The organism is Peptoniphilus grossensis (assembly GCF_001940285.1).
Lineage (GTDB): Bacteria > Bacillota > Clostridia > Tissierellales > Peptoniphilaceae > Peptoniphilus_A > Peptoniphilus_A faecalis.
The window spans coordinates 1,740,104-1,765,525 of the sequence record NZ_MJIH01000001.1 but is presented as its reverse complement, the minus strand read 5'-3'; the positions used below and the strand labels follow the sequence as shown (position 1 = coordinate 1,765,525).

General features: G+C 30.8%; 25 protein-coding genes, 2 pseudogenes and 1 riboswitch. Of the genes and pseudogenes, 3 read left to right on the top strand and 24 right to left on the bottom strand.

Annotated features, from left to right (window positions below; translation table 11 throughout):
* Positions 1–93 precede the first annotated feature (93 nt).
* The 3 genes and pseudogenes from BIV18_RS08505 to BIV18_RS08495 form a co-directional block, all read right to left on the bottom strand.
* Positions 94–433: pseudogene (locus BIV18_RS08505) on the bottom strand (plasmid mobilization protein).
* A gap of 115 nt (positions 434–548) precedes the next feature.
* Positions 549–1,460: pseudogene (locus BIV18_RS08500) on the bottom strand (site-specific integrase).
* A gap of 1 nt (position 1,461) precedes the next feature.
* Positions 1,462–1,656, bottom strand: a complete 195-nt coding sequence (locus BIV18_RS08495; protein ID WP_075660179.1) for a hypothetical protein — start codon at positions 1,654–1,656, stop codon at positions 1,462–1,464.
* A 261-nt stretch (positions 1,657–1,917) separates the two neighbouring features.
* On the opposite strand from BIV18_RS08495, the gene BIV18_RS08490 reads away from it, so the two are divergent.
* Entirely contained in the window at positions 1,918–2,349 is a 432-nt protein-coding gene (locus BIV18_RS08490) for a helix-turn-helix domain-containing protein (RefSeq protein WP_075660178.1), read from the top strand.
* A 21-nt stretch (positions 2,350–2,370) separates the two neighbouring features.
* Positions 2,371–3,546, top strand: coding sequence for a HEPN/Toprim-associated domain-containing protein (locus BIV18_RS08485; RefSeq protein ID WP_144015212.1), 1,176 nt, complete (start codon positions 2,371–2,373; stop codon positions 3,544–3,546).
* Between the two features lie 192 nt (positions 3,547–3,738).
* Here the strand turns inward: BIV18_RS08485 and guaA are convergent, their stop codons facing one another.
* Positions 3,739–5,259, bottom strand: a complete 1,521-nt coding sequence (gene guaA / locus BIV18_RS08480) for a glutamine-hydrolyzing GMP synthase (RefSeq protein ID WP_075660176.1) — start codon at positions 5,257–5,259, stop codon at positions 3,739–3,741.
* A gap of 217 nt (positions 5,260–5,476) precedes the next feature.
* On the opposite strand from guaA, the gene secA reads away from it, so the two are divergent.
* Entirely contained in the window at positions 5,477–8,215 is a 2,739-nt protein-coding gene (gene secA / locus BIV18_RS08475; RefSeq protein ID WP_075660175.1) for a preprotein translocase subunit SecA, read from the top strand.
* An 89-nt stretch (positions 8,216–8,304) separates the two neighbouring features.
* Here secA and BIV18_RS08470 read toward each other — a convergent pair whose 3' ends face one another.
* The 20 genes from BIV18_RS08470 to BIV18_RS08370 all read right to left on the bottom strand — a co-directional run bounded on the left by BIV18_RS08470 (position 8,305) and on the right by BIV18_RS08370 (position 25,397).
* On the bottom strand, positions 8,305–8,808 hold the full coding sequence (locus BIV18_RS08470) for an ECF transporter S component (protein WP_075660174.1): 504 nt from the start codon (positions 8,806–8,808) through the stop codon (positions 8,305–8,307).
* A gap of 395 nt (positions 8,809–9,203) precedes the next feature.
* Entirely contained in the window at positions 9,204–9,455 is a 252-nt protein-coding gene (locus BIV18_RS11385; RefSeq protein ID WP_328585305.1) for a hypothetical protein, read from the bottom strand.
* 511 nt (positions 9,456–9,966) lie between these two features.
* Positions 9,967–10,212: a hypothetical protein gene (locus BIV18_RS11465; protein WP_416351112.1), complete on the bottom strand. Its 246-nt coding sequence runs from the start codon at positions 10,210–10,212 to the stop codon at positions 9,967–9,969.
* 166 nt (positions 10,213–10,378) lie between these two features.
* A complete protein-coding gene (locus tag BIV18_RS08450) occupies positions 10,379–11,539 on the bottom strand; it encodes an ISL3 family transposase (protein ID WP_083635506.1) in 1,161 nt (386 codons plus the stop codon).
* Positions 11,540–11,646: 107 nt separating this feature from the next.
* On the bottom strand, positions 11,647–11,826 hold the full coding sequence (locus tag BIV18_RS08445; protein ID WP_075660173.1) for a hypothetical protein: 180 nt from the start codon (positions 11,824–11,826) through the stop codon (positions 11,647–11,649).
* 66 nt (positions 11,827–11,892) lie between these two features.
* Positions 11,893–12,034: riboswitch (Lysine riboswitch) on the bottom strand.
* Between the two features lie 183 nt (positions 12,035–12,217).
* Positions 12,218–13,636 (bottom strand): aldehyde dehydrogenase family protein, encoded by a 1,419-nt coding sequence (locus BIV18_RS08440; protein ID WP_075660172.1) that lies wholly within the window; start codon positions 13,634–13,636, stop codon positions 12,218–12,220.
* A complete protein-coding gene (gene eutJ / locus BIV18_RS08435; protein WP_075660171.1) occupies positions 13,626–14,453 on the bottom strand; it encodes an ethanolamine utilization protein EutJ in 828 nt (275 codons plus the stop codon). The genes BIV18_RS08440 and eutJ overlap by 11 nt, the downstream gene beginning before the upstream one ends.
* A 4-nt stretch (positions 14,454–14,457) precedes the next feature.
* Positions 14,458–14,970 (bottom strand): phosphate propanoyltransferase, encoded by a 513-nt coding sequence (gene pduL / locus BIV18_RS08430; protein WP_235860818.1) that lies wholly within the window; start codon positions 14,968–14,970, stop codon positions 14,458–14,460.
* 154 nt (positions 14,971–15,124) lie between these two features.
* Entirely contained in the window at positions 15,125–15,988 is an 864-nt protein-coding gene (locus BIV18_RS08425) for a DUF7973 family transport facilitator (RefSeq protein WP_075660169.1), read from the bottom strand.
* 7 nt (positions 15,989–15,995) lie between these two features.
* Positions 15,996–17,141: a methionine adenosyltransferase gene (gene metK / locus BIV18_RS08420; RefSeq protein WP_075660168.1), complete on the bottom strand. Its 1,146-nt coding sequence runs from the start codon at positions 17,139–17,141 to the stop codon at positions 15,996–15,998.
* Between the two features lie 5 nt (positions 17,142–17,146).
* Positions 17,147–18,136, bottom strand: coding sequence for an AraC family transcriptional regulator (locus tag BIV18_RS08415; protein ID WP_075660167.1), 990 nt, complete (start codon positions 18,134–18,136; stop codon positions 17,147–17,149).
* Positions 18,137–18,145: 9 nt separating this feature from the next.
* The gene (locus tag BIV18_RS08410; protein ID WP_083635564.1) at positions 18,146–19,426 is read right to left on the bottom strand and encodes a PocR ligand-binding domain-containing protein; all 1,281 of its coding nucleotides are present in this window, start codon (positions 19,424–19,426) and stop codon (positions 18,146–18,148) included.
* 46 nt (positions 19,427–19,472) lie between these two features.
* Positions 19,473–20,582, bottom strand: coding sequence for an iron-containing alcohol dehydrogenase (locus tag BIV18_RS08405; RefSeq protein WP_075660166.1), 1,110 nt, complete (start codon positions 20,580–20,582; stop codon positions 19,473–19,475).
* A gap of 4 nt (positions 20,583–20,586) precedes the next feature.
* Positions 20,587–21,903, bottom strand: a complete 1,317-nt coding sequence (locus BIV18_RS08400) for an aldehyde dehydrogenase (protein WP_075660165.1) — start codon at positions 21,901–21,903, stop codon at positions 20,587–20,589.
* Between the two features lie 8 nt (positions 21,904–21,911).
* The gene (locus BIV18_RS08395; protein ID WP_075660164.1) at positions 21,912–22,175 is read right to left on the bottom strand and encodes a EutN/CcmL family microcompartment protein; all 264 of its coding nucleotides are present in this window, start codon (positions 22,173–22,175) and stop codon (positions 21,912–21,914) included.
* A gap of 27 nt (positions 22,176–22,202) precedes the next feature.
* On the bottom strand, positions 22,203–22,781 hold the full coding sequence (locus BIV18_RS11380; protein ID WP_075660163.1) for a BMC domain-containing protein: 579 nt from the start codon (positions 22,779–22,781) through the stop codon (positions 22,203–22,205).
* Positions 22,774–23,298, bottom strand: a complete 525-nt coding sequence (locus BIV18_RS08385) for a hypothetical protein (RefSeq protein ID WP_075660162.1) — start codon at positions 23,296–23,298, stop codon at positions 22,774–22,776. The genes BIV18_RS11380 and BIV18_RS08385 overlap by 8 nt, the downstream gene beginning before the upstream one ends.
* Before the next feature lie 81 nt (positions 23,299–23,379).
* On the bottom strand, positions 23,380–23,661 hold the full coding sequence (pduA, locus tag BIV18_RS08380; RefSeq protein WP_075660161.1) for a propanediol utilization microcompartment protein PduA: 282 nt from the start codon (positions 23,659–23,661) through the stop codon (positions 23,380–23,382).
* Between the two features lie 23 nt (positions 23,662–23,684).
* On the bottom strand, positions 23,685–24,470 hold the full coding sequence (gene pduB, locus BIV18_RS08375; RefSeq protein ID WP_075660160.1) for a propanediol utilization microcompartment protein PduB: 786 nt from the start codon (positions 24,468–24,470) through the stop codon (positions 23,685–23,687).
* 9 nt (positions 24,471–24,479) lie between these two features.
* A complete protein-coding gene (locus tag BIV18_RS08370; protein WP_075660159.1) occupies positions 24,480–25,397 on the bottom strand; it encodes a glycyl-radical enzyme activating protein in 918 nt (305 codons plus the stop codon).
* Between the last annotated feature and the right edge of the window lie 25 nt (positions 25,398–25,422).

Here is a 25,422-nt window from a genome sequence, read left to right as displayed (position 1 = left end):
CCCTTGTTATTTTAAAAATCGGCATTTTAATCAATAATATTATATCATATTTTAAAAACTTCTTACAGGTCTAAGATTTGTTTTGTATGAATTCTATTTAGTTTTTCTTAATAACAGGGAATGTATATCCCATATCTCTTTTGCCAATTTTTCTATTTTCTCTCATATAATCAATATCTTTCTTGTAAATAACACCAGTTGTATTAGTAGCTTTTGCAATCTGATTTATATTATTTGTTGCATTTGAAAGTAACCATTGGAGATCTCTAAATGGTTCTAGGTCTACAATATATATTTCTTTTTCTAATACACATTTTCTTAAAAAATGGGACATTGTTTTGCAATTTGCAAGTTTCATTTTCTTTTCAAATATTTCTTTTTCTTCATCTGTTAAATATATTTTTAGTTGATTTTTTCTTGTTCTATTATACATGTTCTTCTCCTTTGCACTTATTTTGGGGTCTTAGGGTTCTCCCTAACAAGGTAAGATTCATAAAATTATATAGCCTTAAAAGCTATTGATTTTTTGATTTTTTGTAAGTGTGTACTCACTTACTGCGCTTGTTAGGGAAGAGATGAGCATATCTATAGGTAATATCAATCGATTCATGTCCAACCCTATCAGCTATTGCAGTTGCAGAAAATCCTAGTTCAATTAAGAGTGAAACATTAGAATGCCTTAAATCATGTATCCTAATTCTTTTTACTTGAGATTTCTTAGATCCCCTATCCCTTTCATGGTGGAGGTAGCTCTTAGAAAAATTAAATATTAAGTCTTTTGGTTTTAACTTATAAAAACTTTCTATATACTCCTTGATCTCATCAGCTAAAAATTCAGGCATAACTATTGTTCTTATGCTCTTTTTAGTCTTAGGTGCAGTTATTATATTTTTCCCATCAATCCTTTGTAAAGATTCATCAATTTTTAATGTATGCCTTTCAAAATCAAATTTTTCTTTTGTTAAGGCTAATAATTCTCCCATTCTAAGACCACACCAATACAAAAGTTCAAAAACATAGAATGATTCAGGTTTATCTTTTATAGCTTCTACAAATCTTTCATATTCATCTTGAGCCCAAAAGAGCATTTCATCAGCTTCTTTTCTCCCATAGAACCAACATCACAAGCAACATTAGTTTTTAAATTGTAGTACCTACAAGCATGATTTAAGATACTAGATAACTGAGCATGAATAGTTCTCAAATAAGTAGGAGAGTAGTTTTTCCCATTCTTATCCTTAATCTTCATTAGCTCATTTTACCATTGAATTATGGTTACATTAGTAATCTCATTAGGCATTAAATCACCTATATATGGAAGTATTTTTTGATTTACAATTGCTTCTTTTTTTTGTTAAAAATCCACGTTTTTTCTTAGTTAATTTTTCTCCTTTCCAGTTGGTATAATTAAATTTACAAAACCAAGTTTTGTTCCCACTTTCATCTTTAAATGCTGGCACTTTAAAGTTCCTTTGTATTTGTTGGTTTATAGCAATACTTTTCCATAAAGTATTCTCTATTTACCTTTCCTCTTTGTACACGATAACCTAATTTAAGTAGGTCTTGATTCATGTCGTTTATTATCTGATATGCTGTTGTCCTACTTACATCAAGAAATTCTTGTACATCTTTTGCATTCATGAAAATACCTTTCATAATGTCCTCCTTTTATAGTTTGTAAGGTTCTACATCTTCAAAAGGGCGAGCATTAATTTTTATATCTTACATTATCCGTTCACTATCGAACTGTATGTGTATATAATAACAGTTCATATTTGTTCTGCCAAGCTTTTTCTATTTATTTTTTTCTAAAATATTCAGATACTTGCAAATATTTACAACAGAACAGTTTTGTTGAGCTTTTATTCGTTTTGTGATAAAATATTTATAGTTATTGTGAAATAAGGAGGAGTTAGTTTGATTTCTGGAGAAAAACTAAAAAAGTTAAGACTTATGAGAAACTTAACTCAAAAAGAACTTGCCATTAAGTCTGGTTTGACAGATGCTGCTATAAGAAATTACGAGCTTGGAAATAGATCTCCAAGTAGAGAACAATTACAAAAAATATCTGAAGCACTTGATTGTGATATATCAGCATTAATTAATCATGAACCTAATTCTATTTTTGAAATAATGCATATAATCTTTGATTATGAAAAAGACATGAAGTTTAGACCGTTGGCAGATGATGGAGAGATCACTGGACTTTTATCAAATGATGTAGACTTCAATAATTTTCTTATAGAATGGAATGAGATGAGAAAAAAGCATTACAACGATGAGATAACAGACGAGGAATTTGAAGGTTGGAAGTTATCATATCCAAAAAAATCAAGATTTTTAAAGTAAGAGGTACTATTTATGGGTTCTATGATTACATTAGGAATAGGAAAAATGGAACTTGATTGGGGTAAAAATAATATGTTTAATAACCACTCTTGCTTGTTCCAAAAAGAAGATATAAAAATGGTTCCTTATTACTATTCTGATGACGATATCGAATATAGAAAAGGATTATCTAAAAATATCAAATCTGTGATGAGAAGATTGGATTTATTAGGATATAGTTTACATGATATTGAAGAAATATTTAACGAAGATTTAAAAAGTATTAGTGAGTTAGATAATATTTCTATACCAATTTCTTTTAATGACTATTACAATACTATAAAAAACATTGATATAAATAGCATAAATATGGCATCTGAAGAATATGATTATAATTATGATTTAGGTGAATATGCACGAAAATGCGTTATAAGTGAAATTAATAAGCTTTCTACTTTGTCAGAATATGAATATTACGATATTAGAGAATTCCTTCAAAATCTACATCCATATATTACATTAAGAATTCTAAGTGAAAATAAAAAAAATCATCATCTAAATGTAATTTGGAGGTATGCAGATGTTGTTGAAAACGGATGGATTCTAGAAGAAGATATTATTCCAAAACTAGATACACAAGAAAAAATACTTATAGTAACAGAAGGTAGTTCTGATACAGATATTATAAAAAAATGTATTAAACTACTTTATAGTGATATCGCAGATTTCTTTGATTTTATAGATATGGAGAAAAATTATCCTTTTACCGGAACTGGTAATTTAAAGAATTTTGTTAAAGGATTATCCAAAATAAATATTTTAAATAAAATTTTAGTTATTTTAGATAATGATACAGCTGGTAAATCTGTTTATAATGATATTAAAAAAATCGATTTGCCAAATAACCTAAAGGTTATAACTCTACCTAATTATAAAGATTTTAATAATTTTAAATGTAAGGGTCCACAGGGAAATTCTATAGAAAATATAAACGGAAAAGCAGTTTCTATAGAATGTTTTTTAGATCATAGTTCAATAGACTATGAAATTTATGTTAGATGGACTGGATTTAACGACAAGTTAATGCAATATCAAGGAAATATTGAGCCAAAAAATTTACTAATCAAATCATTTCATCAATACTATAAACAAGATTATGATTTTACTAAATTAAAATATCTTATTGACTATATATTAGAAAGTTGGATCTCTAATTAAATTGATTCTCATTATATATATAACAAAAAGACCGCAGCTTGAAACTACGGTCTAATTTTTTTATCCAAATGTAAACCACTTGGAACTATTATTTAGTTTATTCTTTTTAACAAATGTTCCCATTTTAGTCCCAGTTACAGTTTTTTATCTTCTGTAACCGTTGATTTTACAAATCTTTTAATTTTTTTGCGATTATTCCCACTCAATAGTTGCTGGTGGTTTTGATGTTATGTCGTAAACTATTCTATTTATGTGATCTACTTCGTTTACTATTCTATTTGATACTTTTTCTAGGATTTCCCACGGGATTTTTGTGAAATCTGCTGTCATGAAGTCCGTTGTCGATACTGCACGAAGGGCAAGCGTGTAGTCGTAAGTTCTAAAGTCGCCCATTACGCCAACTGTTCTGATATTTGTTAATACTGCGAAATATTGGTTGATGTCTTCTAGTTTTGCAGCTTCTAATTCGTCTCTAAAAATTTTGTCTGCGTCACGCAAAATGTCTAATTTATCTTTTGTTATCTCTCCCATTATTCTTATCGCTAGTCCAGGTCCAGGAAAGGGCTGTCTGTTTACTAAATAATCAGGTAGTCCTAGTTCTCGTCCAAGGTTGCGCACTTCGTCTTTAAATAACATTCTAAGTGGTTCTATTATTTCTTTGAAATCAACAAAATCAGGTAGTCCCCCTACATTGTGGTGAGATTTTATTACTGCTGAGTCGCCTAACCCTGATTCTATTACATCGGGGTAGATTGTTCCCTGTGCTAAGTAATCTACTGATTTTATTTTTTGTCCTTCTTCTTCAAAGACTCTTATAAATTCTTCGCCGATTATTTTTCTCTTTCTTTCTGGATCTGTTACCCCTGAAAGTTTTTCTAGGAATCTTTTTTCTGCATCTATTCTTATGAAGTGCATGCCTGAGTCTTTAAAAGCTTCTTCTACTTCGTCACCTTCGTTTTTTCTCATTAGTCCGTGATCTACGAAGATGCAAGTTAATTTTTCACCTACTGCTTTTGATATTAGTGCTGCTGTTACTGATGAGTCGACACCACCTGATAATGCAAGTAGTACTTTTCCATCTCCAACTTTTTCTTTTATTTCTTTTATTGCTTTTTTTGCGTAGTTTTCCATTGTCCAGTCTTTTTTTGCACCACAAATATTTACTGCAAAGTTTTCTAACATTTCTTTGCCGTGGATGGTGTGATTTACTTCTGGGTGAAATTGTAATGCGTAAAGATTTTTATCTACATTTGCCATTGCTGCTACTGGACAGTTTTTACTATGTGCAATTATTTCAAATCCTTCTGGCAATTTTTCTACTCTATCTACATGGCTCATCCAAACCGTTTCTTTTTTATCTAAATTTTTAAATATTTCAGATGTTTCTGTTGTGATTTCTGTTTTTCCAAATTCTCTTTCCTTTGGTGCACTTACTACTTTGCCACCTAATGTGTATGCCATGACTTGCATTCCATAGCAAAGTCCAAGTACTGGAATATTTTTGTCAAAGATTTCTTTTTCAATTTTTGGTGCATTTTCTTCATATACTGAGTTAGGTCCACCAGTAAATATTATCCCTTCTACATTTTTTCTATTTTCTAATTCTTTTAGGGCCTTGTTGTAGGGTACAACTTCACAGTAAATATTTAAGTCTCTTATTCTTCTTGCTATTAACTGATTGTATTGGCCTCCAAAGTCAACTACTAGTATCATATTAACCTCCTCTTTATTAAATACATTTTAATATAAAATTTAAAATTTGTATAGTTAATGAACAGCTAAATTCAATTAAAATTAAGTATTTAAGCTATTTATATTGACATTAAATATTTGTAACAATATAATTTATAGAGATAAGTAAAAATTGTTTTTTGTTGTAAATCATGCCATTTAATGATAAAATAATACGTCAGGTAAAAGGAGTGGTAAAATGGGTTTAATGGAAAAGATTTTTGGTACCTACAGCGATAGGGAACTAAAAAAGATCGAGCCCCTTGTAAATAAAGTTATGAGTCTCGAAGGCGAGATGGAAAAACTTTCAGATACTGAGCTAAAAGAAAAAACTGAAGAATTTAAAAATAGAATTAAAAATGGTGAAACTACCGATGATATACTTCCAGAAGCTTTTGCTGTTGTAAGAGAAGCTGCTTGGAGGGTGCTTGGCATGAAGCACTTTAGAGTACAAGTAATAGGTGGTATTATTCTTCACCAAGGTAGAATTGCTGAAATGAAAACAGGTGAAGGTAAGACACTTGTTGCTACACTTCCAGCTTACTTAAATGCTCTTGAAGGCAAGGGCACACATATTGTAACTGTAAATGATTATTTGGCAAGCCGTGATAGGGACTGGATGGGTAAAGTTTATGAGTTTTTAGGTCTTACTGTTGGATGTATTATCCACGATATGGATCAAGATGAGAGAAAAGCTGCTTATAATTCAGACATAACTTATGGTACAAATAATGAATTTGGTTTCGACTATCTTAGAGATAATATGGTTATCTATAAAGAAGAAATGGTACAAAGAGGACTTCACTTTTGTATAGTCGACGAAGTTGACTCAATTTTAATTGATGAAGCTAGAACACCTCTTATTATTTCTGGTCAAGGCGACGAATCTGTTGATTTGTATGTTAGAGCTAGAGATTTTGTGAATACTTTATCTCATAGGATTAAGAGCCAAGATGAAATAGATCTTGAAAGATTTAATAGAGAATTTGAAGAAGAAACTGTTGACTATGTTATAAATGAAAAAGACAAAACTGCAACATTAACTGATAAGGGTATTGAAAAGGCTGAAAAATATTTTGGCATCGAAAACTTATCAGACGCATCTAATATGGAATTATCTCACCACATTAACCAAGCTTTAAAAGCTGCGGGTACAATGCATAAAGATATTGACTATGTTATTAAAGATGGCGAAATTATTATAGTTGATGAATTTACTGGTCGTTTAATGTATGGTAGAAGATACTCTGAAGGTCTTCACCAAGCCATCGAAGCAAAAGAAGGACTTGAAGTACGAGCTGAATCAAAAACTCTTGCTACAATTACATTCCAAAACTATTTTAGAATGTACGACAAGCTTTCTGGTATGACTGGTACAGCAATGACAGAAGAAAGCGAATTTAGAGACATCTATAATATCGACGTCGTTGAAATTCCTACAAACAAACCTGTTATAAGAAATGACGAAAATGATCACATCTACATCAATGAAGATGCAAAGTTCAAAGCTGTTACTAGAGAAATAGCAGAAGCACATGAAAAGGGACAACCAGTGCTAGTGGGTACAATTTCCATCGACAAATCGGAAGTGCTTTCAAAATACTTGAAACGTGCAGGCATTAAACATAATGTATTGAATGCCAAAAAACATGAACAAGAATCTGAAATTGTTGCGCAAGCTGGTCGTTTTGGACAAGTAACCATTGCCACTAACATGGCTGGTCGTGGTACCGACATTGTACTTGGTGGTAATCCAGAATATCTTGCAAAGAAAGAACTTAAAAAACAAGGCATGGAAGAAGAAATGCTTGAATATGCAGATTCATATTTCAAGACAGATGATCCAGAAATTATAAAAGCAAGAGAAGATTATCAAGCTCTTGTTAAAAAATTCAAAGAAGAAACTGACAAAGAAGCAGAAGAAGTTAAAAAAGTTGGCGGACTTAGAATAATTGGTACAGAAAGACATGAGTCAAGACGTATCGATAACCAACTCCGTGGCCGTTCAGGTCGTCAAGGAGACCCTGGTTCTTCAAGATTTTATATATCAGCAGATGATGATTTAATTAGACTATTTGCCGGAGATAGATTTAAAGAAACAATGCTTAAAATCGATTCACCAGAAGATGAACCCGTTGAAGCAAAAATTTTAACAAGGCTTATTGAATCAGCACAAAGAAAAGTAGAAGGAAATAACTTTAGTATCCGTAAAAATGTCTTAAAATACGACGACGTTATGAATAAACAAAGGGAAGTAATCTACAGCGAAAGAAGAAGAGTACTTGAAGGTGAAAACTTAAAAGATGACATCATCGCAATGAGAAATGATGTCATCGACAAGACTATCGACTTTTACAACAAGATTGATGACAATAACAAGAGATACTTAGACTTCGAATCAATTAGAAATTTTGGAATAAATATTTTTGGTTTTGATGAAAATTTCTTAAAGGGACTTGAAAATCCAACAGCAGAATCTTTAAAAGAATACATTGAAGAACTTGCCGATGTAAAATACAAAGAAAAAGAAGAAGACTTTGGTGACGAAAAGTTTAGAGAAATCGAAAGAGTTGCCCTACTTCAAAATGTTGACCAAAAGTGGATGGATCACATCGACGCAATGGATCAATTAAGAAAGGGAATTGGACTTCGTGCAGTTGGACAAACTGACCCAGTTAGAGCTTACGCAGAAGAAGGCTTTGATATGTTTGAAGAAATGAACGAATCAATCAAAGAAGACACAGTTAAAATGCTTTATCATGTAATAAATCCTGAAAAAGTACAAAGAGTTAGAGTTGCAAAAGAAGTTGAAACTGTAAATCCAGATGACGGAAAACAAAAACCTTATGTAAGAAAAGAAAAAAAGATTGGAAGAAATGATCCATGTCCATGTGGAAGCGGAAAAAAGTATAAGAACTGTCACGGAAAATTTGAATAATATAAATTAAGTGGTGATGTTGTAAAATAAAATTATCTATTTTGCAACATCACCTTTTATTTTAGCATTTATAGCAGTTCCTTTAATCTTTAAATATTTTTAAAAACTCTTTCCATTGGCTTTAAAAGTACAAGCACAATCACTGATGAAACTGCAATTTGAATAATGTTTCCAGGTATTGATGCAAGTGGAGTCACAAAAGATGAAAGAATAAATATTTCTCCGACATAGTAAACTAAAACTTTTACTATAGTAGCAAGCACAAAGGAAATTAATAAATTTTTTAATTTTAAGTCTTTGTAATTAAATTCATTTAGTATGTAACCCATGATTAATGCTGATATAACTGTCATTGGAGACCACATTACCCAGCCGCTTGTCAAGTCAAAAAGTCCCATTCCAAGTGCACCTGCTGTCATTCCAATTCTTTTGTCAAAAAATATTGCAGCTAAAAAGAAGGGAACATTGCCGAGGTGAATAAGTCCTCCATTTGGTGCAAAGGGCAACTGAATTTTTACTATCCATGTAAATACATAGACAAGTGCAATAAAAAGTGATGTAATAACTAAATCTTTTACCTTAAAATTTTTCATGATTGCTCCTTTTTGTTAATGTTAATTTTATGATAGCACGATTTTTGTCTTATATAAAGGAAAAATGCAACATAACAAAAAAGACTTTCTTAACTGTCAAGACATATGTTACACTTTTTGTACTTTGATACAATAACTTCAAAAGATTTATCTGCCTATTAAGATTTAATGAAGCTTTTTGAAGATTATATTCTTTTATTATTTCATTTGGACTCTTGAAATTCAGTGCATGTTTTGCTGTGCTGTGATATTTTATTTCATGTTCTTTTATTTCTTTTTTTAATGTTTTTCGCTGGTAAATACTTCTCTTCCATATATTATTTTTTCATCTTCTCTATGACTTCTTTCTACTTTTCCCTTTTGCCATGGTGAATATGGTCTGGTCCTCTTTATTTTCATTCCCATTTTGTCTGCGACTTTTGAAATATAGATGTTTTATTTGTTTTTTCGGGATCATTGACAAATTCATACCCGTTATCTACTTGTATTGTATTTATTTTAAAGCCCATTTCTCTTTCTAATGTTTCCAAAAATTTTGAAGTTTCATAAGTGCTTTTTTCTTTTACTATTTTTAATATTCTTTTTCTGGAATATTCGTCTATTGCTGTTATTTGATAATATTTGTTTCTATATGTGGGAAATTTTATACAGGCTCCAGGTACATATTTTATGTCTATTTGTACTTTTTCTCCGGGATATTTTCCATCTAATCCTATATATCTTGTATAGCTTTGACTCTTGATTTTAGGCTTTTTAAATCCATATTACGTATTTGTCTACACATACTTCTAAAAGATCTTTCATAGCCTTTTGATTTGCTTCTAACATATACTTCTGCCAATCCTTAGATCCCAATTTCTTTATACATTCTTTCAATTAATTTTAATTCTTCTTTTTGCGGGCTTTTGGGCTTGTTTTTGGGTGTCTAGATTTTAATGCTAGGCTTTTTACATTTCCAATTTATTTTTTTAACTGTCTATATACAAATTGACGATTAGTATGATATCTTCTTGCGGCTTTAGTAACGCTATGTTTAAGTGCATATTCACATATTATTTGACGAAATCTCATTTCTTCTGTTATTATTGACATAGAGAGGCTCCTTTCGATACTTTTTTATGCTTATTTATATTGTATCAAAAGTACCTCTCTATTTTTTTATTTCTGTAACATATGCATTATCACATTACATTTTTTTAATTTATTATTGCCGTGAAAATATATTTTATCTGCACTCATTCTTGAATTTAAAATCGTATAGATTTCACCACCACTTACAGCATCAATTGAAATGTCCTCTTCACAAACAACATTGGCAATATATTTATTTAAAAGAGCCTTGGAGGCATATAAAATATTTGTATTGAATTTTTTAGATTTAAAACTATTTTTAAACGGCTCTATGTCAAATATTGGGGAGACTCGTTAATTCGAGTCTCTCTTTCCATTAAAAAATCAATACTTAGGCGCTATTAGAATATCAAAACTAAAATAACTAAAAAATTACTAAAAATAGGTATAGCAAACAAAACCCCTAGGGGTTTTGCAAAATTTTCCCGTTTTCATATCATTACTTACAAGCAAACATGATTCTCTTTCTAAACAAATTGAAATTTTTCATACCAAAACAATTTCTTTTTAAAGTCTTTATCTTAGTATGAGTACCTTCAAGTGGACCATTAGACCAAGGATAATCAAAAGAATTACATATCTCATCAAACCAGTTATTAAAAGCAGTGATACAAGATTTAAATTCTTTTAAATCAGATTCTTCAGCTCTTCTTATCCATTCCCTTAAAGATTTAGATGCTCTAACTCTATTGGGTTGACTTAGAACATATTGGTAAAACAGTTCCTTTAACCTATATGCTAACTTCAAATCGTTGTTTAAATCAAGCATTAAAGAAACTTCTTTAGCTTGTTCAGTTGTTAAATTAGAAGCAGGTTTTGTAAGTAGACTCCTACTTCTCTTAAAATACTTTCTAAGCTTAGAAGAAATATCTTTTTGAATCCTCTTTCTAACATTCTCTAAAGCCCATGAAACTTGTCTTATGAAGTGATACCTATCAACAATATGGATAGAAGTTTTAAAGAACCTATTCTTAACAGACTTAAAGGTATTGGACATATCACTTACAAAAAACTTAACTTCTTGTCTCTCCTTGTTAGGAACTTTTTTAAAGTATTTAAACAAAAAGTTCTTATCCCTAGTAGGCAAAATATCAATGACAGAGTGCTTATCACCATTAAGAAGAGAAGTTTGATACTTAATATTTCCACTATCACCTTTAAACTCATCTATACACAATACACTTGAAAGTTTTGCTCTTGAAACATATAAACAATGTAAAATTCTCAAAACAGTATTAGAAGAAACATTATACCTACTAGCAATAGAAGAGCTAGAATGAAGTTCATTAAATTCAGCAACAATAGCAAAAACAAGCCTATAAGTCATAGTGTGACCCTTAGCAATAAAATCAAGTTCTCTTTCAAAACGACAACCACAAGACTTACAATCATACCTAGTCTTCTTTAAATGAATAAGACATTTCTTACCATGAATATGAGTATCCTTAATCTTTTGAATCCTATGATCATGAACCCAAATCTTTGTAGAACCACAGTGAGGACAAGTATCCATCTTTGTAACAGAAGCATAAATGTGAACAAATTCCTTATCCTCACAAAAACTATCAAAAATTACATCTTTAAAACCCAACAAATTCATGTTATTATTATTTTGCACTTATATGCACCTCCTAACAAAGTTTGTTGTTATTTTAAGTTTAGGACTAAATGCGTATAAGTGCAATTTTTTTTACATAAAAATATCTGTTAGAGATTTACTCCCCAACAGATATTATAGAGCCTTTTAAACTTTCTAATATTTTCCCTAAAAAAATCTTCATCTACAATATAAAGAGGTGTTCCATATTTTTCTTTCAAATAACTCATGGAATACTTTCCCAAATGTATCTCATTATCTATCACTTTTAAATTTCCAAATAATTTCATAAAACTCTCCTTAAAACAAAAAAACTATGAGCAAAAGACTCATAGTTAAAATTCTCTTTTGCCCTCAATGAATAGAGCGCACTACAAAAGAAATGGGCATTTCTAATGTGACAGTTATACAGATATTCTCTGCATCCCCAGGATTTCTCCTTCGGCGATTTTTCCTTTCGTTAACCTACTCTTAAAAATCGCGACCTCTCTAAACATCGATCATTATTTAATTGTCATTTACTATAACATAGAGTTTATAACTTTGCAAGTGTTTTAAATATTTTATTTAGGCTCTATAACATGTTTTAAAGATTATAGAGCCTCTTTTATACATGAAAACACTCCTAAATCTCAAGGATGATTTTGGAGTGTTAAATAAATATATATTTTTATTTAATTTTTATCTAATGTTAAATGAATCTTTAATTACACATCTTCTTATTCTGCAAAAACTCTTTGCACTTGTTATCCCTTCACCTGTAGGTCCAGCAATTGTGAAAGTTGTAGAGCCTTCTCCTCCAACACCTATTCCTGAATACGATGGTGCATTTTTAACAAAAATTGTGCATTCTAGTAGTTTTGCCATTTTTGAAAGTTTATCTACATTCTTAGAATGCATAATTGCTGTATGTCTATTTCCATGTTCTGCTTCGTGAGCACATTCTATTGCTTCATCTACATTTGGAACTGGCACTACTGGAAGTATTGGCATCATCATTTCTTCTTGTACTAGATGATGATATTTGTTAGTTTTAAATATTATTAGTCTAATATCCTCTGATACTTCTATACCAATTTTTTCTAGTATATACTTTGCATCTTTTCCTACGAATTCTGTCTTAGGTTTTCCATTTTCTTGGCTTACTAATTCATCAAGATTTTTTATATCTGTTTCGTTATCAAGTAAGTATGCTCCATTTTGTCTCATGTAATATATTAAGTCATCTGCTTTTGTTTCTACTACAAATACTTCTTTTTCTGCTATACATGGAACATTGTTATCAAAACTTGATCCATCAACTATATCTTTTGCCGCTTTTTTAATATCAGCTGTTTCATCTACAACTACTGGTGGGTTACCTGCTCCTGCACCAATCGCTTTTTTACCTGATGATAAAACTGTTTTTACAATTCCCGGTCCTCCTGTTGCTACGAGAAGTCTTACCTTTGGATTTTTCATCATTTCATTTGTTGCTTCTATTGATGGTTCTTTAACCATTGTAATTAAGTTTTCTGGTGCTCCATTTTCAACTAATGCTTTGTTTAACATTTGAATTAATAATATTGAAGTTTTCTTTGCACGAGGATGCGGTGAAAATACCACTGCATTTCCTCCAACTATCATAGATATTGAGTTAGATATTATTGTTTCTGTAGGATTCGTTGTTGGTGTAATTGAACCTATTACGCCAAATGGGCAATATTCTTCAATCATTAATCCATTTGCGCCAGTAAGTGCGTTTGTTTTTAAATCTTCTTTACCAGGTGTTTTTTGTGCGGCAACTCTATTTTTTATTTTCTTATCACTTACTCTACCAATTTTTGTTTCTTCAACCGCCATTACAGACATTAAATTTAAATTATCTTCTTTTAATATAGTTTTTCTTATTACATTTGCAAATCTATCTCGTTCATCTAATGATAGTTCATAGAGTTGTTTTTGAGCTCTATCTGCTGCATCTATGGCTTCATCCATATTGTCAAAAACTCCATAATTATTCATACTATTTTTTGTTTGACTTTCGAAACTAATTTCCTCGTCTTTTTTTAAGTCTTCAATTACTTGTCTTACAATATCTTCTATCATACTATTTTCCATTTTTTCCTCCTAAACAACTCTTTGCTATTCCAAGTGGCGTCACTAATAACGCTTCTTTACTTCTATAAGTTTTTATTCCAGTTATTTTTTCAAATAATTCTTCAATTCCATCAAAATTAGATGAACCACCTACTAGATAAAGCGAATCAACTTCTTTTCCTTCTAGATAATTTTTTACTATAGTTGCCATTTTTTCCAAAACCGGTTTTACTATGGCAAATATATCTTTGTTATTGGAATTAATCTTCACCTCTTCAGCTTTATCCAAATCAATATTATAATATCCCGCTATAGTTAAATTCATGTGATGCCCACCTGTGGCTTCATCCCACGATCCTATTACTTTTCCACCTTTTAAAAGGCTTATACCGGTAGTACCACCTCCTAAATCAACTATTGCTCCATCACTTATTTTTAAAGTTTCTGCAGCGGCTGTAGGTTCATCAATTATATTTGTTACAATAAAATCACTAGATTCAACTACATTTGCTATTGCTTTAGTGCTTCTAGGATCTATTCCCGGTGGAATTGCACATGATGCATATATAAGCTTACTTCCCAGTCTTTCTTCAAGCTTTTCTTTTAACTCACGAACTATACTTATTGAACCTATATAGTCAACTACAACTCCATCTTTTACAACTTTAGCCGGTTTAATAATTCCAGTTATAGGTTTGTTTTTCTCATCGACAACTACAAGTACAATGTTTGCAGTACCAAGATCAACCCCTACTTTTAATTCTTTGTTTTTAAAATCTATAAATTTTTCTTCTTTTATAAGTTCTGAAAGCTGTAAAACTTCTTTATTACTAATCAATTTCTCACCTTGCAAATTTTCTTATTACTGCATAGTCATTAGTTTTTATACCAACTGCATTTGCTTCATCTGTGTCAAGATGCATTTCTAATTGGTATTTATCGCTAACTCTAACTAGTACATTGCCCATTATAGCTTTCCTTTCTCCAAAGAATTCCACATCTACAAATTCGCCATCTCTTACATGCATAAAATCTGCATCTTCCGGTCTCATATGTATATGTCTTAAAGCTATTATAGTTCCAACTTCTAATTTAACACTTCCACATGGTCCTATTAACTCTATACCTGGTGTACCTTCAAGTTTTCCAGATTCTTTTATCGGAGCTTTTACTCCTAGTTTAAAGGAATCGGACAAAGATATTTCAACTTGCGATTTTTTTCTCACAGGACCAAGAATCCTTACGTTTTTAAATTCACCCTTTGGTCCACGAACTATAACACATTCTTCTGAAGCAAATTGTCCTGGTTGTTTCAATGTTGATTTCTCAGTGAGCTTGTATCCTTTCCCAAACAAACTTTCCAGATCTTCTTGTGATAGATGTACATGTCTATTGGATACTCCTACAACAATTTTATGCTTATTTATATTATCAATTCTCCTACTAACTTCTTTTGTTATTTTTTTACAAGTTCATTATTGTCCAACATATTACTTCCTTTTCCTTATATTAGAATATTAAATTTATTACAAAAACACTTAATGCAATAACAACGGCTGGTGGGTCAATGTATGTATCACAATGTGAGTTAAAGATTTTACCTGCAATAACCCAGAGTATTCCATTAATTAATCCTGTTAAAGCTGCAAAATATACATTTCCTGTCAGCACAAAAGTTGTAGCAGCCGGATAAGTTATATGGTGTGTAATTGGAATAGAAAATCCCATCTGTAGGAATATAAGTGATATTGCTGAGAACCCAAAAACAAATACAGGATATGCACCCATGGCTTCTTTCCCAACTCCTGCATCTATTAAAACTTTCCCTATAATTGCTATTCCTAGTCCAAATAAAAAACCAACGATACCATTCATTATAGCTTCATCTTTTGATAAAATTTCTCTTTTTTCTCCATTCTTTAACGATCCAATAAGAGAAGTTTTGCCAAGTATAAGTCTGTTTAGAAATAGTACAACGCATACGCTAAATCCAGGACTATCTGTTACAAAATACTTTTGCTTTTCAACTAATGTAAATGAAATTATTCCAACTACTCCATAAAGACCACCTACTAATAATGTTTTTATATCTCCTAATCCAAATAAAGATGCTAAAACATTTTGTGAACTGTCTAATTTTTTAGCATAATTTGCGGCATATGTCGCTGCTGCTGCCCCTGCTGCAAAAGATACATGAGGTCCAAAGAATGGTCCAAAGGCAACTGAACCTACCGTGTAGTCTATTACTCCTGCAATTGTCAAAGCTGAGCCTACTAAAGCAAATACACCCGTTATTATAAATGCCGGTATTGAACCATAAGCTGCACCGAAAAATCCTCCAGCAAAACCTACAAATATTGTTAAAATATCCATATTACACCTACTTTATTAAATTTTTTATTTCATTTTTTTTATCTGTTTTCTCCCATGTAAAATCGCTTTCATCTCTTCCAAAATGTCCATAAGCGGCTGTATTTTTATATATTGGCCTTTGTAATTTCAAATTCCTTATTATTGCATCAATACTTAAATCAAAGACTTCATTTGCTATTTTATAAATTTTATCCAAGCTTATTTTTTCTGTTCCAAAAGTATTTATATAAACACTTTCTGGATTTTCTTTACCAATTACATAAGCAAGTTGAACTTCACATCTATCACAAAGTCCTGCTGCAACAATGTTTTTAGCAACATATCTTGCCATATATGATGCGGATCTATCTGCTTTTGATGGATCCTTACCAGAGTAAGCTCCTCCACCATGACGTCCAACTCCACCATATGTATCAACTATAATTTTTCTACCTGTAAGTCCAACGTCTGCTTTAGGACCACCAATTGTAAATCTTCCTGTGGCATTTATATGAATTACTGTGTCTTTTCTAAGGAGCGAACTGTCAATTTCTTTTAAAATTACTTCCTTTATCAATTCATATCTAAGCGCTGTAATGTCTTTACTTTCTCTGTGATGAGCTGCTAAAACTACAGATTTTACATAAGAAGGCATATTATTTTCATAAACTAAGCTAACTTGCGATTTCCCATCTGGGTATAATCCCGCAATTATATTCTTTTTTCTAACTTCAGAAAGTCTCTTGCTAAGTCTGTGTGAAAGTTCACTAGATAGTGGAAGATATGATTTACTTTCATTTGTCGCGTATCCATATACTAACCCTTGATCTCCTGCACAAATCTTTTCACGATTAACTCCCCTAGCAATGTCCTTTGATTGCTCATCAATGTTTGTAAGTACTATTGCTTTATCTACATCAAAACCTGATTCATCTGTAGAATACCCTATTTCTCTAATAGTGTTTATTGCAACTTTTTCAACATTAACTTTTGCTTTTGATGTAACTTCACCTGCTAAAACTAAAAGATTGTTAGATATCATACTTTCAACAGCGACTCTTGAGTTAAAGTCTCCTCTTAAATATTCATCTAAAATTGAATCTGACACTAAGTCGCAAACTTTGTCAGGATGTCCTTCAGTTACAGACTCGGATGTAACGATAAATTTATTCATTTATTTCACCTAGCTTTTCTAAACTGTTCAACTGTTTCCTGTTCATATTTTTTAAATACCTTACTAAAATATCCATATTCGTTATAACCTAAATTAAAAGCTACATCTGATATGCTTTGATTTTCCAAAACTATATATTCCTTTGCCAAGTTTATCTTCTTAAAGTGTATAAAATTAACAACTGTCATATTGTACTCAGATTTGAAAAGTCTACTTAAGTAACCCTGTGATATATTACATTCTTTTACCACATCGCTTAGAGATATATTTTTGTCAATATAAAGTAGAACATTTTCAAGTATTGGATAATTTATAGTACTTTTTCTCTTAAAATAATATTCTAAAATTTTAAACATCCAGTTTTTACATAGCCTCGAATCTGAAACAATTGCATTTGTGATTGGTATTTCTTTTTCTATTTTTTTTGCTTCATCTGTAATATTGTTTAAATTTATAATTCTATTTGCAATGCTTTTTAAACTATTTTTTATTTGAACTTTATTCTCTACTTCTTTATTTTTAAAATCATATTTATCAATATATTTTGTCAAATATTCGTATACAGCAAAGAAATCATTCATATTAACTTCTTTTTGCATCTCTAATACGAGATTAATTTCGTTAAAATTTTTATAATCTTTTTCATATAGTTTTAACTTCTCTTCAACTTTTTCATATGTTATAGGTCTAAGTATTACTTGGTTTAAATCTATATTTTTATATTCTCTTGAGAACAAATCAGATGGAAATGTCACCAAAAAAACCTTTATATCTTTATTCTCTTTTTTAACAACATCTATAAAATCTTTGCCATTCATAGAAGGCATCATAAATTCAGAAAACACTATATTTATATTTTCCTTATTTATTAAATCAATCGCCTCCTTTGGAGTATTAACTTCATCTTTGATATAAAAATTTTTATTTCTCTCAATTGTCTTTTTCAAAGCAGTTCTTATTAAGATCTGATTGCTTACTAATAAAACACTATACATTCAATCATCCTAACTATTTAAACGATACTTCATGAATATTTTTGTATTTTTACTATTTTCTTCTATCTTTATTTGTAGATCTCCACTAAAAATATTTAAACTATCTTCTTCCATCTGTCTAAGATATTTATTGATATCTTCTATCTCAGTACTGACAATATGAGTGCTTTTAAATCTTTCAAATGAATCTTCGGAAATTCCTAATCCATTATCTTCTATAATTGCTATAAAATATTCACTATCTTTCTTTAGATGCACTTTTATTTCATAATCATCTTCGTTAAAATTAAGCCCTAGATAAGACATTATAATTACATAAGTAATCAAAGATTTAAAAGGCATTTTTGTTTCTCTTACGTCATCTTCAATACTAATTTCATATTTTAATCTGTCTCTATATTGAATTTCCTTCATTTTAAAATACTCAATTAATGTCTTGTAAATAAAATTTGCTGAATTTGATTCTACATCTATAAAATTCATAACGAATTTCCTAAAATGTTCACTGTATTTACTAGTAATTTCAGCTTCTTCTATCAATGCAAGATTTGAAATTGACTCCATCATATTGTTTAAAAATAATAAATTAACCGTATTGTTAATAGACGAAATTTTCTTTTTTAATTCTAAATTCTTTTCTTCTACTTGAGCTAGCTTTTCTTCTAAAGCTTTGATTTTACTTTTATTTTCCTTTTCGTGGTAACTTGAAATCGCCTCTCTCTTTACTAATTCAGAAATTATAAGTTCTACTAATTTTACTGTCGACTCAAATTCTCTGTAAGTATATTTTTTAGCATCTGCATCTTCATCAAAAAAATCCAGCTTACTAAAATCAATTTCTTCTAATAAAAGTTGATCTTGCATACGAAGAATTTTTTCCGGAGGATCAGAGCAAATTGCTTGTCCACCTATAAAAGCTCCAAGATACTTATCATTTATAATTATTGGTATAGCTACTTCTAATAATTTAAATGGGCAAAAATATATAGATGTTTTCTTGGAAACTGCGGCTCTTATAGCACCAGATGCATCTGAAAGCTCACATATTTTCTTGTGCATTGGCGTCTGTCTAATATACTTGCATCTCTTAGAAAAATTTGTCATTTCCGTTAAAGGTTGACCTTTATAGTCAATGGTCACAAAGGCAAGTCCAGTAACATCAGAAATAACTCTTTGTATTTGCTCTAAATACTCCTTGCCAAATATAGAATAAAGATCTTCAGCATTTTTTCCATTTGTATATTTTTCATTAATTTTTATATTAGGTATATTCATCTTATTAATGTGCACTTAAACCCCTCCGTATCCAATTGTACTAAGAATAAGTTTATATAAGCTAATATATTTTTTCAATTATTTCTTTTATTTCTCCTTTTGTAATACTCTTAGGAGCAGTCTTCATACAATTATCCTTCAGTGCATTTGTTGTAAGTGTCTCCATTTCTCTTAACACTTTTTCTCTTTCTACATTACATTCGCTTAAATTCTTTGGCATATTCATTATCCTTTGCAATGTATTTATAAATTGTTTTAGACTGTTTAGGGATTCGTCATCAGTTTTTGCATTGGAAATACCAATTTTTCTTGCGAAGTTTGCATATCTAGATTTTATTTTTTTATCTTTTGCATTGTAGTCTATTACTTCATTAAGTATTAAACCATTACAAAGTCCATGAGGTAGATAAAATAATGCTCCTATTTGATGTGCTATTGCATGATTTATTCCAAGACCTGCCTCTTCAAATGACATTCCTGCCATCATAGAAGCTAAATGCATTTCTTCTTTTGCTTCAACATCTCTGTTTTTTAAAAAGCTTCTATATAAGTATTTAACAACTAATTCTCCTGCTTTTTCAGATAAAGCGTCTGAAAAAGAGCTTCTATTTTTCCCTACATATGCTTCAAGTGCATGTGTCAATACATCAATACCTGTGTTAGCAATTATTTTTCTCGGCAATTCTTTTAACAATGCTGAATCTAAAATTGCTAAATTTGGAAGCATATTATCACTTTGTAAAAGATGTTTTATATGTGTATCATTGTCTTTTATAACTGCAACGCTAGTAACTTCAGACCCTGTGCCACTTGTTGTCGGTACTGCAACAAAATAAATATCCTTTTTAAGTACTTCATTTCCAAAGTAAATTACTCCCTTTGAAGAATCTATTGAAGATCCTCCTCCGAAGCCTATTAAAATATCAACATTTTCTTTTATAAATATAGTAAGTGCTTCACCAACAAGATCAAGTGTTGGATCTGGATTTACTTTGTCATATATAATAACTTTGTTAGATGATTTTATATTTCTTAAAAGAGTATTCATTAAAACGCTATTTGAAATAAAAGAATCGGTCATTATTAAAACTTTCTTATTTTCAAATTTTTGTAATACACTTAAGGCTTTCGCCCCAAATACAATTTCTGTTCCATTTTTTAATTTTTTCATTTAATCACCTTATTGAAAAAGCGTCTATTAAAGCACATCTTCTCCTACGTGCAAAATTTCTTGCACTTGTTGAACCTTCACCAGATCTATTTGCTATTGTGAAGCTCACAGGATTGTCGTCAGAAAATCCTATTCCATCAAGAGAGCAACCATTTTTTACAAATATTGAAGTTTGCATTGTCTTTGCAGCTATATTCAATCTCTCTATACTATTTGAATGTATTCCAGCTGTATGACGAAGTCCTTGTTCCAGGCATAAAGAAATTTCAAGTGCGTCTTCAAAGTTGCAAGCTTTAACTATTGCAATTACAGGCATTAAAAGTTCTTCTATTGCAAATGGATGAATCTTCGGAACATCTACAGCAATTAATCTATAATCTCCATGGAATTCTATTCCTGCAAAATCTAAAATTTCACTAACACTTTTTCCACCTAAAAATTTATTTGGCTTCATATCTTCTGTCAATAAAACTTTTGAAAGTTTTAACATATCATCAAAAGTATCAATATAAAATACATTCTCTTTTTCAAGAGCTTTTTTAAACTTTTCATAAATAGAACTTACAATTACTATATTTTTTTCTGTTACACATAAAATATTGTTATCAAAACTTGCACCTCTTACAATGCAATTTGCAGCTTTTTCAATATCTGCTGTTTCATCTACAATAAAAGTTGGATTTCCTGATCCTGCTGATATTACTTTCTTGTCGCATTTATTTGCCTGCCTTGCAATATCACTTCCACCTGTTACTACTAGTAGATTCACATCTGGATGATGCATTATCTCAGAAATATTTTTCATACTGACTTCAGAAAGTGTAGAGACTAGATTATCTATGCCGCATACTTTTAATATTGTAGTTGCAATTATATCTGTTAAATATTTAGTTACTTTTATTGCTCTCGGATGAGGACATAATATAACAGAATTTCCTGCCGCAAGTAAACCTATAACATTATTTATAACTGTTGCAACCGGATTTGTACTTGGCATCACTGCACAAGCTATTCCAAATGCTGAGTACTCATAAAGTGTCATAACTTTATCCTTTGTCAAAACTTCAGAAAGTAAATCTTCTGTACCTGGAGTTTTTTCTATTGCGAGTTTTATTTTTACTACTTTATCCTCAACACATCCCATGCAAGTTTCTTCATAGCCAATTTGTGCAAGTTCATCTACATGATTTAAAAGTTCTTTTCTTAATTCTCTTATTATTTCTTCTCTATCTGAAATGCCAAGCTTTATATATAATTTGTGAGCTGATTTTGAGGCGTCTATAGCCTCACAAACAGTATCAAAAACCGATCTTTTATTCATATCTTACCTCACACAATTAATTCATCTATTATACCTATTATTGCCAAATCTATTACTGAAGACTTCCTTTCATTTTCAACACGAACTGAAGATCCTCCACCAACTAATACAAGCTCACCAATTCCTGCTCCTACATAATCTGCGGCAACAGATTGATCCTTATATTCTTCTCCATTTGCATTAATAGGTTGAATAATCATAAGTTTGTAGCCAACTAGTGTATCATTTTTTCTAGTTGCTACAACATTACCTACTACTTTTGCAATAAACATACTATCACTACTCACTATCTCAGAATTTTATCTTTTAGTATTATCCGATTCCTCTTCTAAATTTTTTTCATCGATTTTTTTATCATTATTATCTACTTCCATGCTTTTTTCTTTAACACTTGCTTTCTTTTCAGCTTTAGCTTCAGGTTTAACTTCTTTTATTTCTTTTTTAGCTACTGGTTTTTCCACGTCTTTTGATTGAGGCTTGGTTTTAAGTTTTGCAGTAGTTTTAGATTCACCTGCATTTAAAGTTGTTTTTATTTCTTTTTTATTAACTGTTTCTCTTTTATCTTCTTTTATTGGCTTAAAGCTTTTTTCTTCTCTATTTTCCCTATCTAAATCAAATACAATATCAAGTCCACTGGCAGGTCTTGGTATAACTTTTGATGAAACGAATTTATCGAATGAAATAGCTAAACTTTTCCCAGAATCTACAGCAGCTTTAACAGCTCCAACATCTCCTGAAACTTTTACAGTAACAAACCCCATACCTTTTGTAATTTCAATGTTTTCCATTTTTATATTTGCCGCCTTAAGCATTGTGTCAGCAACAATAATGGCATTTGTAAGACCTATTACTTCAACAAGTCCTAGTGCTCTATTCATACTTATTCACTTCCTCTATGTCAACTATCTTTACTCCGTAACTTAAAATTTCGTCATAATATCCTAATAATTTGTCGATATATCTTTTAGGTTCTCTACCAGTTACCTTTTTAACTGTTTCTTTCCATAAATATACATCTTTGCCATTTTCAAAAAGCTTCATAACTAACTTAGACTCTAATTCGTCTTCGTTAAATAAAATTACATTTACAATGTTTTTTAATTTTATATTAAGGAAAAAAGCATCATTTTCTGCAATTTGATCTAATTTTTCACAATCCAGATAAATTATCTCATCCCATTTGAGATAATTACTGATTTTATTTATATAGCAATCGCTTAACTTCTTGCTAATAACACAACTCTTATTTATATTAAGTGTCTTTATCGCATCAAGGGCTACAAAATATCTATTATCCCATGGATTTGAGAATATAAAGTTAATTCTTTTTTTATTGGACATTTGAAGAATTATTTTCTTTAATATTTCTTCAAATTCTTCTCTATTTATATTCATTAAATCACCTATGTCATATGAATAGAAAAGTTAAAATACAAAGTCGTATTTTAACTTTTCAAAAATGTTTATGGCTTAATATTATTTGTCGAAATGAGGAATAATTTTTTCAGTGTCAGTATGTGGTCTTGGGATTACATGAACGGAAACAACTTCACCAACAACTCTGGCTGATGCAGCCCCTGCATCAGTGGCTGCTTTGACTGCCCCTACATCTCCTCTAACCATTACAGTTACTAAACCAGAACCAATCTTTTCATATCCTACTAAACTTACATTAGCTGCCTTTACCATAGCATCTGCAGCTTCTATTGCTCCTACTAAACCTTTTGTTTCAACCATTCCTAATGCGTCTGAATTCATAATTTACCTCCTGATTTTAATTTTTAAATATATGGACTTGTTGTTGATTTAGGTTCATCCCCTAAAGCACCAAGTAATTTTTTACCAACGTCAATTGAAGCCTTAACAGCTTGACGAACTGCTCCAGAATCTCCTGTAAAAGTTAGTATAACTTCGTTTGAGAAACTTGTTCCCTGTGCCGGTGAAGAATATCCTACTACTTCAACATTTGCTGCTTTAACAGCTACATCGGCAAGCACTGTACCTATAGCTGCCGGAGCTCCTATTACCATTCCAAAACTCTTTCCAATTGGTGTTCCAAAAGATTTTTCTAGGCAATAGCTTGCTCTTGCAGTGTATTGAAATTCAAGGTGTCCTGCATCATTTTCATAAACATCTCCAAAATATTTTGGAAGAACGTCTAGTGCAATTTCAACCGCACGTCTAGCATCAGACACATCTTCAGCTCCAATATAAATTAAAGATCCGTGTCCTGCTCCACCCTTTGTGTCTCTTGGTAGTTCTACTGTAACAACTTCAGTATTAGTTGCTTTAACAGCATCGTCAACCGCCATAATTTGTGGACCTGCTCCAGTTCTTGAGCCAATAATTCCTATTGATTTATATTTTCCTAAGTCCAATTTATCTACTAATAGTGGATCTACGCTTGCTATTACTAGACCTATCGTATCTCCAATTGATGTTCCAACAAATTCTGTAACATCTACTTTTTTACATGTGCCAGAACAATTTTCTACAGATTCTTTTTTATCCATTCCTAATTCATTAGAAACTTGCCCCATTATTTTTTCTAATAATTCTTTATCCATACTATCTCCTTAGCCTCCAACTTGGCATACTAAGCCATTAGATTCTACAAATTTCTTCAATTTATCTACATATTCATTATCTAATTTTTCTAAATTAGATAATTCATAATCCCTACCTAATAAATAATATTTACCTTCTCCATAATTATGGTATGGTAAAATGTGAAGTTCTCTAACATTTGGAAGAGTCTTTACAAAAGATACAATATCTCCAAACTCTTTCATATCAGCATTTACTCCAGGGACTGTAGGCACCCTTATAATCGTTTCAGATAGACTTTGTATTAGCATTGCATTTTTCTTTATAAGCTTATTACTTACTCCAGTCGCTTTTTTGTGTATCTCATCGTTGTTGGCTTTCATATCAAGTAAAACTAAATCTACATGAGGTATAACCTCTCTTATTGCCTCTTCAGAAACATAGCCTTCAGTTTCTATTGCTGTGTGCCAACCTCTTGCCTTGCAGGCTCTAAATATTTCTTTTGCAAAACCCACCTGCATCATTGCTTCGCCACCTGATAATGTAACTCCGCCATTGGAACTTATATAGTATTTTTCATCTTTTTTAAGTTCCTCAATAACTTCAGCTACTGTCATCTCTTTACCTTTAACCTCTAGAGCACTAGATGGACAAACATTAGCACACTCTTCACACATTATACACTTATCTCTATCTATAAAATTAAGGTTATTTGCATCAAGTGCACCTTGTTTGCAAGCTTTTATACAAAGACCACAGTGAATACAAAGAATTCTTCTAAACATAAGCTCTTTTTCTCTTCTTTGTGATTCTGGGTTCGAACACCAAATACATCTCAAGGGACAACCTTTTAAAAATACTATGGTTCTAATTCCAGGACCGTCATTTATAGAATATCTTTGTATATCAAATACGACGCCCTTTTCATTGTAGTTTATAGAATCCATAGTCACCTCCACTTACATACTGTGT

Coding starts and splice junctions, on each gene's coding strand:
- BIV18_RS08445 (WP_075660173.1), bottom strand. CDS start 11,826: ATGAAATTATTTGGAAATTTAAAAGTGATAGATAATGAGATACATTTG.
- BIV18_RS08415 (WP_075660167.1), bottom strand. CDS start 18,136: ATGTATAGTGTTTTATTAGTAAGCAATCAGATCTTAATAAGAACTGCT.
- BIV18_RS11380 (WP_075660163.1), bottom strand. CDS start 22,781: ATGAATAGAGCACTAGGACTTGTTGAAGTAATAGGTCTTACAAATGCC.
- BIV18_RS08400 (WP_075660165.1), bottom strand. CDS start 21,903: ATGAATAAAAGATCGGTTTTTGATACTGTTTGTGAGGCTATAGACGCC.
- BIV18_RS08370 (WP_075660159.1), bottom strand. CDS start 25,397: ATGGATTCTATAAACTACAATGAAAAGGGCGTCGTATTTGATATACAA.
- BIV18_RS08395 (WP_075660164.1), bottom strand. CDS start 22,175: ATGTTTATTGCAAAAGTAGTAGGTAATGTTGTAGCAACTAGAAAAAAT.
- BIV18_RS08450 (WP_083635506.1), bottom strand. CDS start 11,539: ATGAATTTGTTGGGTTTTAAAGATGTAATTTTTGATAGTTTTTGTGAG.
- BIV18_RS08470 (WP_075660174.1), bottom strand. CDS start 8,808: ATGAAAAATTTTAAGGTAAAAGATTTAGTTATTACATCACTTTTTATT.
- BIV18_RS08440 (WP_075660172.1), bottom strand. CDS start 13,636: ATGGAAAATAGTATGATAGAAGATATTGTAAGACAAGTAATTGAAGAC.
- pduB (WP_075660160.1), bottom strand. CDS start 24,470: ATGGATAAAGAATTATTAGAAAAAATAATGGGGCAAGTTTCTAATGAA.
- BIV18_RS08425 (WP_075660169.1), bottom strand. CDS start 15,988: ATGGATATTTTAACAATATTTGTAGGTTTTGCTGGAGGATTTTTCGGT.
- BIV18_RS08405 (WP_075660166.1), bottom strand. CDS start 20,582: ATGAAAAAATTAAAAAATGGAACAGAAATTGTATTTGGGGCGAAAGCC.
- metK (WP_075660168.1), bottom strand. CDS start 17,141: ATGAATAAATTTATCGTTACATCCGAGTCTGTAACTGAAGGACATCCT.
- BIV18_RS08385 (WP_075660162.1), bottom strand. CDS start 23,298: ATGAATATAAATAGAGAAGAATTTGAAGAAATATTAAAGAAAATAATT.
- guaA (WP_075660176.1), bottom strand. CDS start 5,259: ATGATACTAGTAGTTGACTTTGGAGGCCAATACAATCAGTTAATAGCA.
- secA (WP_075660175.1), top strand. CDS start 5,477: ATGGGTTTAATGGAAAAGATTTTTGGTACCTACAGCGATAGGGAACTA.
- BIV18_RS08495 (WP_075660179.1), bottom strand. CDS start 1,656: ATGAAAGGTATTTTCATGAATGCAAAAGATGTACAAGAATTTCTTGAT.
- BIV18_RS08485 (WP_144015212.1), top strand. CDS start 2,371: ATGATTACATTAGGAATAGGAAAAATGGAACTTGATTGGGGTAAAAAT.
- pduA (WP_075660161.1), bottom strand. CDS start 23,661: ATGAATTCAGACGCATTAGGAATGGTTGAAACAAAAGGTTTAGTAGGA.